Genomic DNA, 17128 nt, shown 5'->3' on the forward strand with positions numbered 1-17128 from the left:
AAAAAACTTATACAAAAAGGGAGTAAAAAACATTTTTGTACAAGTTTATTTGGATTTATCCCGGCAATTGCCATCATAATGCCGTCACTTCGCTACTGCACACGACCTCCATTCGGGGACAAATGCCGTAGTCCATCAATCCAACTAAATCGATTCGCAGCCACTACGTCTCCTCTTGATGCGGCCAACGACGTACGCCCGCAACGTCGCCCGCGCCATCGCTGCGAATTTATCTGTCAGTCATGGAACGCTGGCATTGAGCAGATAATGTCGAACGCTGGGGAGCATTCGGCATACCGGCGAACTCAATAGGGATCGACGCGACGTTTCTCCCACAGAGCACCAGCTACCATGCTATTCAACCGCCACAACAAGACCATCGATTCCCTGCAGCAAACCATTGCCGAACAATCCCGACTGCTGGAAGCCATCGACCGCTCCATGGCGGTGATCGAATTCGACCTGCAGGGCAATGTCCTGCGAGCCAACGCCAACTTTCTCCAGACCCTGGGCTATCGCGAAGACCAGGTGATAGGCCAGCCACACCGCCTGTTCTGCACCCCAGAGTACGTTCGCAGCAGCGACTACCAGCAATTGTGGAGCCGCCTCAGAAGCGGCCAATTCGAATCCGGCACCTTCGAACGGGTGGCCAGCAACGGCCAGAGCCTGTGGCTGGAGGCCAGCTACAACCCCATCCGCGACGCATCCGGCGCAGTGTACAAAGTGGTCAAGTACGCCCTGGATGTCACCGCCCGAGTGCAGGAACAGGTGGAGGCGCGAAACAAGCTGGACGCCATCGACCGGGCCATGGCGGTGATCGAATTCAACCTCGACGGCAGCATCATCGGTGCCAACAGCAATTTCCTCAGCCGCATGGGCTACAGCCTGGCCGAGATCAAGGGCAAGCATCACCGCATGTTCTGCAAGCCCGAGCTGATCAACAGCAGCGCCTACCAGGACTTCTGGAACCGCCTGAACCGGGGTGAGTTCTTCAACGGTCAGTTCGAGCGGATCGACAGGCACGGACGTACGCTGTGGCTGGAAGCCAACTACAACCCGGTCTACGACGCCAGCGGGCGCCTGTGCAAAGTGGTCAAGTACGCCGCGGACGTCACCCAGCAGGTGGAAAAACACGAACAGGATGCCCAGAGCGCGAGCCAGGCTTATCACATCTCGGTGCAGACCCGTAAAGTCGCCGAACAAGGCACCGGAGTGATCCAGCAAGCGGCCAGCGAAATGCGCCAGATTGCCGAGAACATCGAGGGGTCTTCATCGCTGATCGCGCGCCTGGGCGAGCGCTCCGAGCAGATCACCGCCATCGTCAACACCATCCGCGCCATTGCCGACCAGACCAACCTGCTGGCTCTGAACGCCGCCATCGAAGCGGCCCGGGCCGGGGACCAGGGCCGTGGTTTTGCCGTGGTGGCCGATGAGGTCCGCCAGTTGGCGGCGCGCACCAGCGGCTCGACGGCGGAAATCTCCAGCATGATCGACATGATCCAGAACGAAACGCAGCAAGCCATCAAGAGCATGGACGGAACCCGGGAGCGAGCGGCCAAGGGCGTGCAACTGGCCAATCAGGCGGGCACGGTGATCCTGCAGATTCGCGACGGTGCCAGCGAGGCGGTAGAGGCCGTGAGCATGTTCGCCAACGAACGCGGTACGCCCTGAGGGCTGGCTTCCCGGCGTCCAGAGCGACGTCGGGCCTGGCCTGGGAGGTTATAGTGGCCTGACGTCCCAGTGCCTGGCGGAGGCCATCATGAGTTCCAGCGACACCCCGAAAAAAAACACCCCGGTCATCGACCATCTGCGCTTTCATCGCGCCCATGCCCACCTGGCGCCGACCTTCGGAACCGACAGTTTCGCCTTGAAGGCCGAAGCCTTCGCCCGGTTCTTCGGCACCCCGACCTTCCTCGGCGCACAAACCCTGGTGGTACTGGTCTGGGTGGCCCTGAACCTGACCGGCGTCACTCACTTCGACGTCTACCCCTTCATCCTGCTGAACCTGGCCTTCAGCCTGCAATCGGCCTATGCCGCCCCGCTGATTCTCCTCGCCCAGACTCGCCAGGCCGCGCGGGACAAGGCCCAGGCGGATGCCGATGCGCAGCACCGCGAAGCCCTGGCCGTTGCCAACAGCGAGCGCCAGGCCCAGGCCGCACAGACCACCACGCAATTGATGGAGCTGCTGGAGCAGAACACCCGCCTGACCGAAATGACCAAGCAACTGACCGAGCGCATCGAGAATCTCACCAGCGAGATGCATGAGCATTTCGTGCGCAAGGATCAACCCAAGGCCTGAAGGCCTCAGGGCCAGCGCAGGTGCCGCGCCAACTCGTCGAACAGCGTCACCACCGAACGCAAGGCCCGACAGTCCGGGCGGGTCAGCAGCCAGAGGGCGGTTTCCTGGCCCAGAGGCCCACTCAACGCTTCCAGCCCGGCGCTGCCCACCAGGAAATCCGGCAGCGCGGCCACGCCCAGGCCAGCGCGCACCAGTTCGGTAACCGAAAGCATGCTGTTGCAGCGGTAACTGGGCTGTACGCCGGGCCATTGCTGACGACGCCAGACCACGGTGGGGTGATCGGGCAGGAAGTCGTCCGGGGCGATCCAGGCCAGACGCGACAGATCAGTGCAGTCGACCCGTTGCCGATAGGCCGGGCTGGCGCATACCCGGTAGGACACCGCCCCCAGGCAGCGCCCCACCAGGTGCTCTGGAGGCCTCGCGGTCAGGCGCACGGCAATATCCGCATCACGCCGGTTGAGATTGGCGAAATCATTGGACGTGCACAGCTCGATGACCAGTGCCGGATAGTTCGCCATGAACTGCGCCAGGGCCGGCAGCAACAGGCCTTGCAACACCGAATCGGTGCAAGTCAGGCGTACCGTGCCGCTGACCACTTCGCCGCCCCGGGCCACGCCGATACGTGCCGCTTCCAGAGCCTGTTCCGCTTGTTCGGCCTGCTGCGCCAGGGCCTGGGCCAGGCTGGTGGGCAAGTAGCCGGCGCGGCTCTTGTCGAACAACTGCTGGCCCAGCCCGGCCTCCAGCCGGCGCACGGCGCGAAATACCGTCGAGACATCGACCTTGAGCAGGGCTGCAGCACGCGCCAGGGATCCTCCGCGAACCAAAGCCAGGATCAACGAGAGATCGGGATAGTCCAACTGATAGTGCGTTGGTGCAATGAGCATTTGGGCAAACGCCAATATTGATTGCGTAGGCGCCAATTTATAGTGGGCCCAGGCCATCGACAAGTCAGGGTCACAACCGGAGAGTTCCATGCATCCACAAGTACCAGCACCGACCATCCGTATCGCCCTGGTGGGGGATTACGACCCACAGATCACCGCGCACCAGGCCATCCCCCTGGCCCTGGAGCGGGCAGCGCAGGAGGGTGCAGGCCCAGTGGAATACCGGTGGCTGGCGACCGCCGATCTGCACCAGGAGAAAGACCTGGAGGGCTTCCACGGTATCTGGTGCGTCCCCGCCAGCCCCTACCGCAACATCGCAGGTGCGCTGCTGGCGATCCGCGTGGCGCGTGAACAGCAGCGGCCATTTCTCGGTACCTGTGGCGGCTTCCAGCACGCGGTCCTGGAATACGCCCGCAATGTGCTGGGCTGGGCCGATGCTGAACACGGCGAAACCGCGCCCGACGCCGAGCACGTACTGCTCACGCCCTTGAGTTGCGCCCTGGTGGAAGCCCGGGACTCGATTCAGTTGCGCGCCAACAGCCGCATCGCCAGGGCCTACGGCACCACCTGCATCGAGGAAGGTTATCGCTGCCGCTATGGCGTCAATCCGGACTTCGCCGGCGCCCTGCTCAGCGGCACCTTGCGCCCCACCGGCCATGACAGCGCCGGCGACCTGCGCAGCGTGGAACTGGACGAGCATCCGTTCTTCGTCGCCACCCTGTTCCAGCCCGAGCGCGCGGCACTCCAGGACCGCACACCGCCGCTGGTCAGCGCCTTGCTCGCGGCCTGCCGGGAGCGCCAAGCATGACTGAACGAACTCCCGCACCACCCTACTACGCCGTGATTTTCAGTTCCCAGCTCGGTGAAGCCGACCCCGCCTATGAACAGGCAGCCGAACGCATGCTCGAACTGGCGCGCCAGCAGCCGGGGTTTCTCGGGGTCGAATCGGCACGAGGTGAGGACGGCTTCGGCATTACCGTGTCGTACTGGAGCAGCGAAGCGGCGATCCTGGCCTGGAAGCAGCACCCCGAACACAGCGCGATCCGCGAGCGCGGTCGGGCACAGTGGTATCGCCAGTTCAGCACCCGGGTAAGCAAGGTCCATCGGGCCTACGGCTTTCCAGGCTGAGCCCGCTTCAGGCAAGGATTCCCGAGCCGTCCGGGCGACGGCTCGGGGACACGCATCAGCCCCGGGCGGTCGGCAGCAGGCTGCGCACCGCCTGTATTTCCGGCAAGTCGCTGCGACGCATGTATACCCGCAGCGGCTCACTGATATTGATCCGGTCGTCGATGTTCTGATCCAGCAGCAACTGGATCTGCTCGCGCTTGAGGCTCATGGCCTGGTCCGACACCGGCGCCCAGACAAACTCGTGGGCCGGCACTATGGCGTCGTCGGCCACGTCCATGCCAAAGGAGTCTTCGCTGAAGCGCACGATATAGCGACCGGTCTTGCGATTGAAGCCGACAAAGCCCTTGAGCTGGTCGGCAGCCTGACAGATGAGTTCGGAGGTGATGCTCATGGTAAACCTCACTAGAGTCCCGCAGGACAGGTGATCAATGGTCTACACGCGAGGCAAGGGACAGCGGAGTTTTCAGGGCTTCCCTCTGATGGGGAAACTGCAGCGCCCAAGAGTACTGCAAAGCAGCGGAAAAAAGCGTTGAAAAATGCAAATGAGAGGGATTTATGTCGCTCTGGAGATAGCACAAGCGTCATCGAGTTGCTAAAAGATATCCCCTTGCACACGCCCCCACGAAAGGATTTCGAGCATGCCCGCGACCTTTACCCCTTGTGCCCTGATGCTGGGCCTGATGCTCGCTTGCGGACTGGCCCAGGCCTCTGAACAGCCTGACCCGAATGCCCTGGCCGCTCGCCAGGGGATTCCACAGCCAGCGGTGATCGCCCACCGCGGCGCCTCTTTCGATGCCCCCGAATCCACCGCCGCTTCCTACAAGCTGGCCCGGGACCTGGGTGCCGACTACCTGGAAATGGACCTGCAACGCAGCAAGGATGGCGTGCTGTTCGCCCTGCACGACAACAACCTGCAACGCACCACCGACGTGGCGCAGAAATTCCCCGAACGCAAGGACAGCCCGGCCAACGCCTTCACCATGGCGGAACTGAAAACCCTCGACGCCGGCAGTTGGTTCAACCAGGCCCACCCGGAGCGGGCACGGCCTGGCTTTGCCGGGCTGAAGATCCTCACCCTGGATGAAATCATCGACATCGCCCAGGGCAATGCTCAGCACAAGCCCGGCCTGTATATCGAGACCAAGGAACCCCAGCTGTTCCCCGGTATCGAGCACGACCTCAAGGAAAAACTCCAGGACCGTGGCTGGCTGAGCCCCGCCGGTTCCAAACTGGCGAAAAGCGAACTGGCGGTAGGCCAGGGCAAGGGCAAGGTGGTGCTGCAGACCTTCGACAAGCACAGCCTGGAACTGCTGCACCAGGAAATGCCCAAGGCGCCGAAAGTGCTGTTGCTGTGGGTCGCTCCCGGCAGCATCGAGCCAGCCTCCGGCCAGAGCTTTGCCAAGAGCGGCGAAACCGACAAGGCTGCGTTCTATGCCCGGCAGCAACCCAAGGACCAGGCCGAGTTCAAGCGCTGGGTGGATTTCGCCAAGGCCCAGGGTGCCATCGGCACCGGCCCTTCCGCAGCCCTGACCGGCGGTGGCGAGCAGAGCTACTCGGACCTGGTGCAACCCTGGATGAACCAGTACACCCACGACCAGGGCCTGCTGGTGCACGTCTACACCATCGACGAGCCAGTGGACTTCAAGAAGGTCATGGATGCCGGGGTCGATGGCATCTTCACCAACCGCAGCGCCGAACTGCTCAAGTACTTCAAGCGGCCAGCCAGTGTCAGCGTGGCGCAATGGCTGGACGCCAACGGCTACTGAGTGGCGGTTTCGCACTGGCACGGCGAGCTCTGGCTGGGCCGGGATTTCGGCCTGATCCACGGGGCGATGGGGCCAACCGAGCCCCATGCCCACTATGCCCATCAACTGATCATCGCCCCCGGGCAACCGGTCACGGTGGCGCTCGCGGGCGGGCTGCAGAGCGCTCATTACCTGTTGATCCCGGCCTTGCAGCGCCACGCCATCGTTCAGGCTCCCGAGCAGGCCTTCACGGTGTACGCCGAGCCGCTGCTGATCGCCGTCGAAGACCTGCAAGCATGCGTCAGTGGCGTCGAACCCTCACTGCCCGGCCTGGAAGCGGTGCTGCGCCGTTGCCCGCGCCAGCCCGTGGCCGACCTGCGTGTAGCGCGGGCACTGCACGCCGTGGATGCCGCCCTGGAGGGCAAGGTGGCGGCCGCGCAACTGGCGGCCCGGGTCCATGTATCCCTGAGCCAGCTGGAGCGTCTGTTCGCCCGAGACGTCGGCCTGCCGGTAAGGCGCCTGGTGCTCTGGCGCCGCCTGCGCCTGGCCATGGCCCTGGTGCTGGAGGGCCAGACCCACACTGGCGCGGCACACGGCGCCGGGTTCGCCGACAGCGCGCACTTCTCCCGCACCCTGAAGAGCCTGTTCGGCGTCACCGCCAGCCAGGCCCTCAAGCACCTCAAGCCTCGCTTGCTGGTCTGACGCGCCGGCGCAACTGCTCGGGCACCACGGGTTCTGCCCCATAGCGCTGGGCCTTGAACGGCTCCAGCAACTGCGGCCAGTAATCCACCGGGTAGTCGGCCCGGCTGCCAATCCCCAGGTCGCCCTGGCGCATGCAATAGTCATCGCGATAAAACGCGGTGCCCAGCAGCCAGTCCCAGAGATTGAAAAACAGCCCGAAGTTCACATCCCCGGCGCGTCCGTACTTCATGTGGTGAAAGCGATGCACGGGCGCCCAGGCGAAAATCCAGCGCAAAGGCCCCAGGCGCATGTCGACATTGGAATGCTGCAACAGCAGCTGGACGGCAATGGCCAGGGCCAGCAACTGCGCCACCGGCAGCGGGATGCCCAGCAACACCAGCGGCAACAGCCCGGCCGAAGCTTCGATCAACTGGTGCAGGGGATGCTTGAGCAAGCCATTGAAACCGTACATGCGCTGCACACTGTGATGCACCGCATGCAAGCGCCAGAGCCAGGCCAGGCGATGGCTGGCGTAGTGGGCCAGGGTAATGCCGCAATCGGCGATCACGATGGCCAGCAGCAACTGCCCCCAGAGCGGCCAGCCCTGGGGCCAGAGCCCATCATGGGCCAGCAGCGCCACCAGCCCGGGCAACGCCAGCAGCCCCAGCGCATTGAGGCTTTCATTGACCAGGGCATGCAGGCTGTCACGCAGCCGGTCGCCTTGGGAACGGTTCCAGTCAGGCTCATAGGGCAAGCACCCTTCCGCCAGGAAGGACACCCCCAGGGCAGCCCCGAACACCCCCAACAACCCGCTGGCAGAAGCCGGCCCGGCACTCATCCACCACACCCCGGCGCCGATGAACCCGGCAAACACCAAGGGTGCGTACAACCATGCAAGCATTCGTTTCATGTGCTGCAGCTCCTGTAGGGAAAACCGCAGCTTGCGACCCGATGCCGGGGCGCGGCTTGAACAAACGACGCAAAGAGTGACCTGAATTAAGGGTGAATTAAGTTGCGTTGGCTAACCTGCGCCCATCGAAACCCATCACCCCGAGGAATCAACCCATGACCAAGTTCTCCGCCCTGTTCGCAGCCGCCGCCCTGACCCTGACCGCTGGCCTGGCCCAGGCCGATGTGCGCCCGGACCTGATCCCCGGCCTGCTCAAGTCCGGCGCCATCATGGACCTGGAAAAACTCAACCAGGCCGCCCTCGCCCAGCACCCGGGCACCACCGCCGCCAGCATCACCGACACCGAGCTGGAGCAGACCGCCACTGGCGCCTACGTCTACCAGGTGGAACTGCGCGACAGCAAAGGCATCGAGTGGGACGTGGACCTGGATGCCAAGACCGGCAAGGTCCTGAGCAACAAGCAAGACAAGTAAACCGCCCGCCCCTACAAGGCCGCGCCCCGTTTCGGGAGTGCGGCCTTGTGCGTTGGGGCGTGCCGATCAGTCAGGCACTGGTGCTGACCAGGGAGCCTGAAGTACTGCTCTGGGATTGCTGCAGGGCCTGGAACAAGGCCGCGGTGGCGGTCTGCAACGAAGCGCTGGTGCTGGCCACCTGAGCCTGGGCCGCCGCCACTTGCGCGGCCTTGGCATCGTCGCTTTCCTGCTTGCTCTGCGCGGCCTGCAACTGCTGTTGTTGCTCCTGCAATTGCTTTTGCAGTTCAGCGATCTGCTTGCGCAACTGCTTGACCGAATCGCTGCTGGAATCATCGTTGCTGGAACTGCCGTCGGCCGCGCCAGCACCCGTGGCCGGGGCCTTGGTCGTGTCGCTGGCAGCAGTGGTACTGGCGGTGGAGGTCGCTGAAGTGTCGCTGTCCGAACTGCCGGCGATGCGGGACTTGCTCGGGCTGACCTGGGCCTGGTTGATCGAGATGGAAGTGATGCTGACCATGGTGTGAGTCCTGTCGGGTGTGAAGATACCCGGTCATCGACACCCGCCCCGGCCACTTGAGAGTGATCGTGTATCGGCCTGGTAAGCAGGCCGATACACCCCGGCCGGCCTCAGGCGCTCAAGCGCGCCGTGACCTCGCTCAACTCCCCCGACAGGCCGTGCAGATTGCGGCTCGCCGCCTCGGTGCGCTGCACGTTGTCCAGATTGGTACTGGCGATGGACGTGATCTCGGTGAGGTTGCGGGAAATGTCCTCGGCCACCGACGTCTGCTCCTCGGCGGCGGTCGCGATCTGCCGGTTCATGTCGCGGATCGCTTCCACCGCTTCGGTGATGCGCTCGAGCATGGCCCCGGCTTCAGTCACCTGCTGCACGCTCTGCTCGCTGCGGGACTGGCCGCTCTCGATGGCCTGGGCCGCATCCACGGCCCCGGTCTGCACGCTCTGGATGATCTGGTTGATCTCGGTGATCGAGGCTGCGGTGCGCTGCGCCAGGCTGCGCACTTCATCGGCAACCACGGCAAAACCACGCCCGGCCTCACCGGCCCGGGCCGCTTCGATGGCCGCGTTCAGAGCCAGCAGGTTGGTCTGTTCGGCAATGCCCTGGATCACTTCCAGCACCTTGCCGATGCGCCCGCTGTCGGCCTCCAGCCGGCGGATCACGGTGGCGGTGTTGGCAATCTCGCCACGCATCTGGGTGATGCTGTGGATGGTCTGCTGCATCACCTGTTCGCCCTGCTGCGCCGACTGGTCGGCATCGTCTGCGGCACGGGCGGCGTCGGCGGCGTGGCGCGCCACTTCCTGGGCGGTGGCGGACATCTCGTTCATCGCCGTGGCCACCTGGTCCGTGCGGTTGAACTGCTCGTTGGTGCCCTGGGACATCAGGGTGGCGATGGAGTTGAGCTCGCCGCTGGAGCTGTCCAGGTCCGAGGCACTGCGCTGCAAGCTGGCGAAGGTCTGGGCCAGGAAATCCCGCAGGGTGTTGGCGGCCATCGCCAGCTTGCCCAGTTCATCCTGACGCTCGTTGGCCACCCGCTGCGCCAGTTGGCCGCGGCTGAGCTGGGCGACATAGTCGATCAACTGACGGATCGGCTGCACCAGGCTGCGATTGACCAGCCACAGGCTGAGCAGGCCGATCAGCAAACCGGAAGCCAGCATCACCAGAATGCCCAGCCACACCGTGCGGTCGGCCGCCGCACTGATCTCGGCGGACTGCCGGTCGCCGTGCTGGCGCAGCTCGGTCACCAGTTCGCTCATCTGCTCGCTGGTGGCCCGGTCCACGCCCTTGACCGCGGCATCGCCGGCACTCGGATCGGCACCGCCGGCCACATAGGCATCGCGGCCCTTCTGGTAGGCCGAACCCAACTGCCGGTGCTCATCCGCCAGGCGCTGCACCCGGCTCTTGAGGGAGGCGTCCAGCCCGGGGGTCTGCACCAGCTGGCCGAGGATGTTCTGCACATCGCGCTGGCGGTCTTCGAACTGCTGCCAGTACTTGTTCAACTCCTGGGGCTGCTTGCCCCGCAACAATACGTTCTTCCACTCCTGCACCTGGCTCTTGAACTGCAGGTTGGCCTCGTCGATCAACTGCGAACTGCGCAGCGGACCTTCAATCAGCTCGCGGTAGCTCTGCACGCCACCGGACAGCAAATGAAAACTCGCCAGGGCGATCAACAACATCGCCAGCAGGCTACCGCTCAGCAGGGCAAGAATTTGCGCTCTCAGGGATTTTTGCAAAAACATCGAAGAGATCTCATGGCAGGGATAGAGCAGGCCCGATGAAGGCATGCGTAGTGCCGAACATCCCTGTAAGGCGCATTCGAGAGGGGTCGAATGAGTGCAGCGTAGGAGTGTGATCGGCCTGCGCAAGACAATCTTGAGTGCCGCCGACCACCGGTATGACGGGCTCCATCATGCACTTCAAAACGTCACAAAAATGTCAAAAAGCCTTGCCATGATGGGGCTCAAGTGAACCTGAGAAACCCGCGCCAGGCACTGTCCCTCCTGCGAGACTCCATGAACCACAGCATCGACCAGAGTCACCGTGATTCCGATCTGTTCGGCCTGCTCTACGGCTTCAGCTTCCGCCCCGGCGAACGGGGCCGCGAACTGGACTCGGCCAAAGCCCTGCAAGCCCTGCAACACCCCGAGGACAGCGAGGAGTTCCTCTGGCTGCACCTGAACCTGGCTCACGCCGCGTGTGAGCGCTGGATGAAATCCCACCTGCAATTGCCCGACGAATTCTTCGAGGCCCTGCACGAAGGCTCGCGCTCGACCCGCATCGAACAGGTGGATTCGGCCCTGCTGGCGGTGGTCAACGACGTGGTGTTCAACTTCGGCAGCATGGTTTCCTCGGACATCTCCACCCTCTGGGTCTGCGCCCGCAGCCGCCTGATCGTCAGCGCCCGCCTGCAGCCGCTGCACTCGGTGGACAAGCTGCGCTCCTCGGTCAAGGCCGGCGAACGCTTTCGCTCGCCCCTGGAACTGCTGGTACACCTGCTACGGGACCAGGGCGAAGTGCTGACCCAGATCGTGCGCCGGACCAGCCTCAGCGTGGATCAGATCGAGGACCAGTTGCTGGCGGCCCGGGTCTCCACCAACCGTGCCGAACTGGGGGCCATGCGCCGGGTGCTGGTGCGCCTGCAACGGCTGCTGGCCCTGGAGCCGGGCTCGCTGCTGCGCCTGCTCAACCGCCCGCCGCAATGGTTGCAAAAGGAGGACGTCAAGGAGCTGCGCAAGTCTACCGAAGAGTTCGCCCTGATCATCAACGACCTCACCGCCCTGGGGGAGCGGATCAAGCTGTTGCAGGAAGAGATCGCCGCCAACCTCAACGAACAGACCAACCGCACCCTGTTCACCCTGACGGTGGTCACGGTGCTGGCGTTGCCGATCAACATCATCGCCGGCTTCTTTGGCATGAACGTCGGTGGCATTCCGTTCTCCGGCGACCCGGAGGGCTTCTGGATCCTGGTCGCCCTGGTGGCCACCTTCACCGTGATTGCCGGACGCTGGGCCTTTCGCAAACGCCAGGACTACTGACCCCCCCTGTAGGAGCCGGCTTGCCGGCGAAGGTGTCCGCCAAGGCAGGTGCTTGGCTGGAGGGCCCCTTCGCCGGCAAGCCGGCTCCTACGGGATGAGCGGGATGCAGGGATGGTCGTGCGTGATCGATCGGATCAACGCAAGGGCTCAATTGCGTAAACCATGACCTGAGGCAGTCTCCCTGTAACATTCGGCAACGATCATAGGCAGCACTCCTTCTCGCCACAGGATTGTCCAGCAATGGCCACCCCGTCCCTGACTGCCGCTTCGTCCAACCTCGACAGCAAACCGCAACTGGATAAAAAGCCCGGCCCCTTCACCCTCGTCGCCTTCTTCGCGGTGCTGGCCATGGGCTTGCTGTTCACCGCCTACAGCCTGGTGCACGACATGCACGAGCTGGGCACCACGGTCACCACCTGGACCCCGTTCCTGCTCCTGGGCGTGGCGTTGCTGATTGCCCTGGGCTTCGAGTTCGTCAACGGCTTCCACGACACCGCCAACGCCGTGGCCACGGTGATCTACACCCACTCGCTGCCGCCGCAGTTCGCGGTGGTCTGGTCCGGCCTGTTCAACTTCCTCGGGGTGCTGCTGTCCAGCGGCGCGGTGGCCTTCGGCATCATCGCCCTGCTGCCGGTGGAGCTGATCCTGCAAGTGGGTTCCTCCGCCGGTTTCGCGATGATCTTCGCCCTGCTGATCGCCGCCATCCTGTGGAACCTCGGCACCTGGTGGCTGGGCCTGCCGGCTTCGTCTTCCCACACCCTGATCGGCTCGATCATCGGTGTCGGCGTAGCCAATGCCCTGATGCACGGTCGCGACGGCACCAGCGGCGTGGACTGGGGCCAGGCCACCAAGGTCGGTTACGCCCTGCTGTTCTCGCCCCTGATCGGCTTCGTGTTCGCCGCCCTGTTGCTGTTGGCCCTGCGCCTGTTCGTCAAGAACCGTGCCCTGTACAAGGCACCCAAGGGCGACGCACCGCCGCCCTGGTGGATTCGCGGGCTGCTGATCCTGACCTGCACCGGCGTGTCCTTCGCCCACGGTTCCAACGACGGCCAGAAAGGCATGGGCCTGATCATGCTGATCCTGGTGGGCACCCTGCCCATGGCCTACGCCTTGAACCGCACCATGCCCGCCGACCAGTCGCTGCAATTCGCCGCGGTGGCCGAAGTCACCCAGCAGGCCCTGGTGAAGAGTGCCCCGCAACCGGCGCCGGCCGATTCTCGCGCGGTGCTCTCGGAGTACATGCGCAGCAAGCAAGCGACACCGGAACTGATCCCCGCGCTGGCCGCCCTGACCGGCGCCATCGGCACTGAAGTGAAGGGCTACGGGTCCCTGGCCAAGGTGCCCGCCGAAGCCATGGGCAACGTGCGCAACGACATGTACCTGACCAGCGAAGCGATCCGCCTGATGGACAAGAATCAGGTAGGCCACTTCGACCAGGACACCCGGGACAAACTGCAACTGTTCAAGCAACAGATCGACAACGCCACGCGCTTCATTCCGCTGTGGGTGAAGATCGCCGTGGCCATCGCCCTTGGCCTGGGCACCATGGTGGGCTGGAAGCGCATCGTGGTCACCGTTGGCGAAAAGATCGGCAAGACCCACCTGACCTACGCCCAAGGCGCCTCGGCGGAAACCGTGGCAATGCTGACCATCGGTGCGGCGGACATGTTCGGCCTGCCGGTGTCCACCACCCATGTGCTGTCCTCGGGGGTGGCCGGGACCATGGTGGCCAATGGCGGCGGCTTGCAGATGCGCACCATCCGCAACCTGGCCATGGCCTGGGTACTGACCCTGCCGGCAGCGATCCTGCTATCCGGCAGCCTGTACTGGTTGTTCACTCAGCTGTTCTGAGGGGCTCGCCTGCCCCCTGTGTAGCCGCTGCCGAGCCTGCGAGGCCGCGAAAAGGCCCGCAGGGCCTTGCCTGGCGATCCCTCGCCAGCCTCAAGCGCCAGCGGCTACACGAGCAAGCAGGTCAGGAAGGAAACAACTTGCTCAGGCAACTGAGCCTTTTCTTGTAGGAACGCCGGGCCTCCAGCGCTTCTTCCAGGGTCACCGCCACAAAACGGGCCTTCTGGTTGGGCTGCATCTGGCCGATCAGGTCCAGGTCAGCGCTGATCACCGTGCCGATCATCGCGTAGCCACCACCGGACACCGCGTCCCGGTGCAGGACGATGGGTTCGAGCCCCGCCGGCACCTGGATCGAACCGATGGGATAGCAGCTGTCGACGATGTTCGACGGATCGGAGCCGGCGCCGAACGGCTGCTCCCGGGGCTGGAAGCTCAAGGCGCTGCCGCCCTTGAAGCGATAGCCGATGCGGTCCGCCTCAGAGCCCACGGTCCAGGGTTCGGCGAAGAAGCTGACCTTGGCCGCCTCGCTCAAGCGCTCGTAGTACAGGCCCGGCACCACCCGCAAGCTGATCTCGCCGCCCAGGGACTGGCGCAGCGCCATGGGCAGACTGGCGCCCGGGCGGCCCTTGCCGCTGGCCACGCCCATCGGCAGCTCATCACCCGCCACCAGGCGCCGGCCCTGGAAACCACCCAGGGTACCCAAGGCGTAGGTCGAGCGACTGCCCAGCACCAGCGGCACATCGATGCCACCGGCCACCGCCAGATAGGCACGGGCCCCAGCCTTGGGAAAGTCGAAGCGCAGCACTTGCCCGGCCTTGACCGCAAAGGCGGTGTCCAGATGCATGTCCACGCCATCGAGCTTGGGGGTCATGTGGGCACCGCAGACCGCCACCAGGGCATCGGTGCTGAACGCAAGCTCCGGGCCGAGCAAGGTGCACTCCAGCCCCGCAGCCCCCGCCGGGTTGCCCACCAGCTGGTTGGCGGCGCTCAGGGCGTATTGATCCAGGGCCCCGGACGGCGGAATCCCCAGGTGATAGAAACCTTCGCGACCCAGGTCCTGTACCGATGTGGCCAGGCCCGGTTTGATGACCTTGATCATGCCAGCACCTCCTGCAGCGATTTGGGATAGCCGACCGGATCGGCGAGAAAGGCATCCAGGGAGAACTCCACTTCGCGGATGCGCAAATCGAAACGCCCGGCCTCGACTTCGGCCACGGCAAGATCATAGGCCTCACGATCGATGGGCTTGAACTGCACGATGTCCCCCGGACGGAAGAACACCATGTGCTGCTTGAGGTAAGCCAGTTGCTGCTGCGGATCGTATATGGGGGCTGGGGTGACGCCGAACATCTGGTAGCCGCCGGCACCGCGCACCGAGTAGATGCAGCCGAAACAGCCGCCATGGCCCAGGGTCAGTTTTGGCGTGTCGGTGCGCGGCCGCAGGTACTTGGGCACCTGCAGTTGCCGTTCACGTTCGACCATCTGGAACATGAACGGCAGCCCGGCCACAAAGCCCACCATGGAGACGAACCAGGGCGCGCCGCTGTGGGCGGCGATAAAGGCTTCGACATCCGCCAGACCGTTGATCCGCGCCGCGTACTCAAGATCGGTGGCGCTGGGGTCCTGGTGCCGGTCGCGAAAACGCATCAGGGTTTCATGGGTCCAGGGGTCGTTGTAGAGCACCGGGATCTCGATGATCCGGGTATGCAGGCTGCGCTCGGCCACCGCGCAAGCCTCGGCCTTTTGCACCGCCTCCAGCAGATCCTGCGGGGCGATGCGGTCCGGGTCGAAACGAATCTGGAACGAGGCATTGGCCAGGCACACATCCAGCACGCCATCCAATTCCAGGCGCTGCACAGCGCGGGTCACCGCCATGCCCTTGAAGAAGGCTTCCAGGGACATGCTGTCGCTGACTTCGGCGAACAGGTGCTCGTCGGCACCAAAGCTGTAGCGGATAGGCAGGTTCATGCAACACCTCCGGCGCGGCGCTTGGCCAGCCAGGTTTCCAGGGTTCCGGTGTGAAAGTCGGCCTGCTCCAGCCAGGGTTCGGCCAATAGTTCACGGTGCAGCGACAAGGTGCTGGCCATGCCGGTCAGGGTGGTCTGCTCCACGGCAATCCGCGCCCGGGCCAGGGCTTCGCCACGGTCACGGCCATGGACGATCAGCTTGGCCAGCAGCGAGTCGTAGTAAGGCGGCACAGCATAGCCCGGGTACAGGTGGCTATCGACTCGCACCCCGGCGCCTTGCGGCCAGATCAACTGCTCGACCTTGCCCGGGCTGGGGAAGAAATCCCGCGCCGGATCTTCGGCGTTCAGGCGCATCTGCAAGGCCGCGCCATTGAGCTGGATGTCACTCTGGCGCAGGCCCAGGGGCTCGCCCCCGGCGATGCGCAACATGGCCTGGACCAGATCGATACCGGTGATCAGCTCGCTGATGGGGTGCTCCACCTGGATCCGCGTGTTCATCTCGATAAAGAAGAACTCGCCGGTGCTGTCGTCGTAGAGGTATTCCAGGGTACCGGCGCCCTGATAGCCCAGGGCCTGGGTCAGCCGCACGGCGCTGCTGCACAACTGCTCACGCTGCTCGGCACTGAGCACCGGCGAAGGCGCTTCCTCGAAGATCTTCTGCCGGCGCCGTTGCAGCGAGCACTCGCGCTCGAAGAGGTGCACGGCGTGCTGGCCATCGCCCAGTACCTGGACTTCGATATGCCGGGCACGGCCGATAAACCGCTCCAGGTACACCGCGCCATTGCCGAATGCGGTCTGTGCTTCGCGTTGCGCCCGAGGGAATTCCTCGGCCAATTGCACCGCGTCCTGGGCCAGGCGGATCCCGCGCCCGCCACCGCCGGCACTGGCCTTGATCAACAACGGAAAGCCCACGGTTTCAGCGGCCACCAGCGCACTGTCCAGGTCGAAAAGTTCGCCTGGGGAACCCGGTACGACCGGCACCCCGGCAGCCTGGGCGGTACGCCGGGCTTCGGCCTTGTCACCCATGCGGCGGATGGTCTCGGCGCTGGGGCCAACGAAAATTGCCCCGGCCCCGACCACCGCTTCGGCGAAGTCGGCGTTCTCCGACAGAAAGCCGTAACCGGGGTGCACCGCATTGGCACCGCTGGCCTGCAAGGCGCCCAGCAGGGCCTGGACATTCAAGTAGCTCTTGTCGGCCCGGGCCGGGCCAATGATCTGCACCTCGTCGGCCAGGCGCGCGGCCATGGAATCGGCATCCGCCTCGCTGCACGCAGCAACGGTGGGAATGCCCAGGGCCTTGGCCGCGCGAAGGATGCGCACGGCGATCTCGCCACGGTTGGCCACCAGCAACTTCTTGATTGCTTGAGTCATGCCTCGGCCCTCACTGTTCGAGCGTCGCGACGACCTGACCCGGTTCCACCGGATCACCGTCTTCCACCACAAAGGCGCTGACTTGACCCGCGCTCCCGGCGGTCAGTTCGGAAAACTGCTTCATGACTTCGATCAGGCCGATCACGGTATCGGCGCTGACGTGGTCGCCGACCTCGACGAAAGGGGCCGACTCCGGCGTGGCCTTGCGATAGAAGGTGCCCGGCAAGGGGGTGATAACACTGTGTTCGGCCATGTCTGTTCCTTTTGGAATAGTTG

Annotated in this window: 18 protein-coding genes; 9 read left to right on the top strand and 9 right to left on the bottom strand. The window is 64.3% G+C overall.

Going from position 1 to position 17128, the window contains the following annotated elements:
- The first annotated feature begins 351 nt into the window (after window positions 1–351).
- Window positions 352–1671 (top strand): PAS domain-containing methyl-accepting chemotaxis protein, encoded by a 1320-nt coding sequence (locus KCG88_RS31115; RefSeq protein ID WP_047288580.1) that lies wholly within the window; start codon window positions 352–354, stop codon window positions 1669–1671.
- Between the two features lie 88 nt (window positions 1672–1759).
- A complete protein-coding gene (locus tag KCG88_RS09130; RefSeq protein WP_210712259.1) occupies window positions 1760–2299 on the top strand; it encodes a DUF1003 domain-containing protein in 540 nt (179 codons plus the stop codon).
- Window positions 2300–2304: 5 nt separating this feature from the next.
- On the opposite strand, the gene KCG88_RS09135 is transcribed toward KCG88_RS09130, so the two are convergent.
- Window positions 2305–3183, bottom strand: a complete 879-nt coding sequence (locus KCG88_RS09135; RefSeq protein ID WP_047288584.1) for a LysR family transcriptional regulator — start codon at window positions 3181–3183, stop codon at window positions 2305–2307.
- Between the two features lie 88 nt (window positions 3184–3271).
- Between KCG88_RS09135 and KCG88_RS09140 the strand changes: the two genes are divergently transcribed.
- Window positions 3272–3991, top strand: coding sequence for a CTP synthase (locus KCG88_RS09140; protein ID WP_210712260.1), 720 nt, complete (start codon window positions 3272–3274; stop codon window positions 3989–3991).
- Window positions 3988–4311, top strand: coding sequence for an antibiotic biosynthesis monooxygenase (locus tag KCG88_RS09145; protein ID WP_047288587.1), 324 nt, complete (start codon window positions 3988–3990; stop codon window positions 4309–4311). Before KCG88_RS09140 ends, KCG88_RS09145 begins: the two co-directional genes overlap by 4 nt.
- Window positions 4312–4366: 55 nt before the next feature.
- On the opposite strand, the gene KCG88_RS09150 is transcribed toward KCG88_RS09145, so the two are convergent.
- Window positions 4367–4702, bottom strand: a complete 336-nt coding sequence (locus tag KCG88_RS09150) for a DUF2025 family protein (protein ID WP_047288588.1) — start codon at window positions 4700–4702, stop codon at window positions 4367–4369.
- A 247-nt stretch (window positions 4703–4949) separates the two neighbouring features.
- Here KCG88_RS09150 and KCG88_RS09155 point away from each other — a divergent pair, with 247 nt between their 5' ends.
- Both KCG88_RS09155 and KCG88_RS09160 read left to right on the top strand, forming a co-directional pair.
- On the top strand, window positions 4950–6077 hold the full coding sequence (locus KCG88_RS09155) for a glycerophosphodiester phosphodiesterase (RefSeq protein ID WP_210712261.1): 1128 nt from the start codon (window positions 4950–4952) through the stop codon (window positions 6075–6077).
- On the top strand, window positions 6078–6758 hold the full coding sequence (locus KCG88_RS09160) for an AraC family transcriptional regulator (protein ID WP_210712262.1): 681 nt from the start codon (window positions 6078–6080) through the stop codon (window positions 6756–6758).
- Here KCG88_RS09160 and KCG88_RS09165 read toward each other — a convergent pair.
- A complete protein-coding gene (locus KCG88_RS09165; protein ID WP_210712263.1) occupies window positions 6736–7647 on the bottom strand; it encodes a sterol desaturase family protein in 912 nt (303 codons plus the stop codon). The two genes, KCG88_RS09160 and KCG88_RS09165, sit on opposite strands and share 23 nt — an antisense overlap.
- 155 nt (window positions 7648–7802) lie before the next feature.
- Here KCG88_RS09165 and KCG88_RS09170 point away from each other — a divergent pair, with 155 nt between their 5' ends.
- Window positions 7803–8120 carry a PepSY domain-containing protein gene (locus KCG88_RS09170; RefSeq protein WP_011062798.1) on the top strand — a complete coding sequence of 106 codons (318 nt, stop codon included), beginning with the start codon at window positions 7803–7805 and terminating at the stop codon, window positions 8118–8120.
- A 70-nt stretch (window positions 8121–8190) separates the two neighbouring features.
- Here the strand turns inward: KCG88_RS09170 and KCG88_RS09175 are convergent, their stop codons facing one another.
- Together KCG88_RS09175 and KCG88_RS09180 are read right to left on the bottom strand one after the other, a co-directional pair.
- Window positions 8191–8634 (bottom strand): hypothetical protein, encoded by a 444-nt coding sequence (locus tag KCG88_RS09175; protein WP_210712264.1) that lies wholly within the window; start codon window positions 8632–8634, stop codon window positions 8191–8193.
- 110 nt (window positions 8635–8744) lie between these two features.
- On the bottom strand, window positions 8745–10370 hold the full coding sequence (locus KCG88_RS09180; protein WP_047337587.1) for a methyl-accepting chemotaxis protein: 1626 nt from the start codon (window positions 10368–10370) through the stop codon (window positions 8745–8747).
- A gap of 273 nt (window positions 10371–10643) precedes the next feature.
- Here KCG88_RS09180 and KCG88_RS09185 point away from each other — a divergent pair, with 273 nt between their 5' ends.
- Together KCG88_RS09185 and KCG88_RS09190 are read left to right on the top strand one after the other, a co-directional pair.
- Complete coding sequence (locus tag KCG88_RS09185) at window positions 10644–11666, top strand: transporter (RefSeq protein ID WP_011062801.1); 1023 nt, start codon at window positions 10644–10646, stop codon at window positions 11664–11666.
- Window positions 11667–11906: 240 nt separating this feature from the next.
- Complete coding sequence (locus KCG88_RS09190; RefSeq protein ID WP_047288599.1) at window positions 11907–13517, top strand: inorganic phosphate transporter; 1611 nt, start codon at window positions 11907–11909, stop codon at window positions 13515–13517.
- 121 nt (window positions 13518–13638) lie between these two features.
- Here KCG88_RS09190 and KCG88_RS09195 read toward each other — a convergent pair whose 3' ends face one another.
- The 4 genes from KCG88_RS09195 to KCG88_RS09210 are packed head-to-tail and all read right to left on the bottom strand — an operon-like array spanning window position 13639 to window position 17105.
- Window positions 13639–14613, bottom strand: a complete 975-nt coding sequence (locus tag KCG88_RS09195; RefSeq protein WP_210712265.1) for a biotin-dependent carboxyltransferase family protein — start codon at window positions 14611–14613, stop codon at window positions 13639–13641.
- Window positions 14610–15482, bottom strand: a complete 873-nt coding sequence (locus KCG88_RS09200; RefSeq protein ID WP_047288605.1) for an allophanate hydrolase subunit 1 — start codon at window positions 15480–15482, stop codon at window positions 14610–14612. The genes KCG88_RS09195 and KCG88_RS09200 overlap by 4 nt, the downstream gene beginning before the upstream one ends.
- Window positions 15479–16852 carry an acetyl-CoA carboxylase biotin carboxylase subunit gene (locus KCG88_RS09205; protein WP_210712266.1) on the bottom strand — a complete coding sequence of 458 codons (1374 nt, stop codon included), beginning with the start codon at window positions 16850–16852 and terminating at the stop codon, window positions 15479–15481. Before KCG88_RS09205 ends, KCG88_RS09200 begins: the two co-directional genes overlap by 4 nt.
- 10 nt (window positions 16853–16862) lie before the next feature.
- Entirely contained in the window at window positions 16863–17105 is a 243-nt protein-coding gene (locus KCG88_RS09210) for an acetyl-CoA carboxylase (protein WP_047288608.1), read from the bottom strand.
- Between the last annotated feature and the right edge of the window lie 23 nt (window positions 17106–17128).

This window comes from Pseudomonas sp. MWU349 (assembly GCF_017947325.1).
Classification (GTDB): domain Bacteria; phylum Pseudomonadota; class Gammaproteobacteria; order Pseudomonadales; family Pseudomonadaceae; genus Aquipseudomonas; species Aquipseudomonas protegens.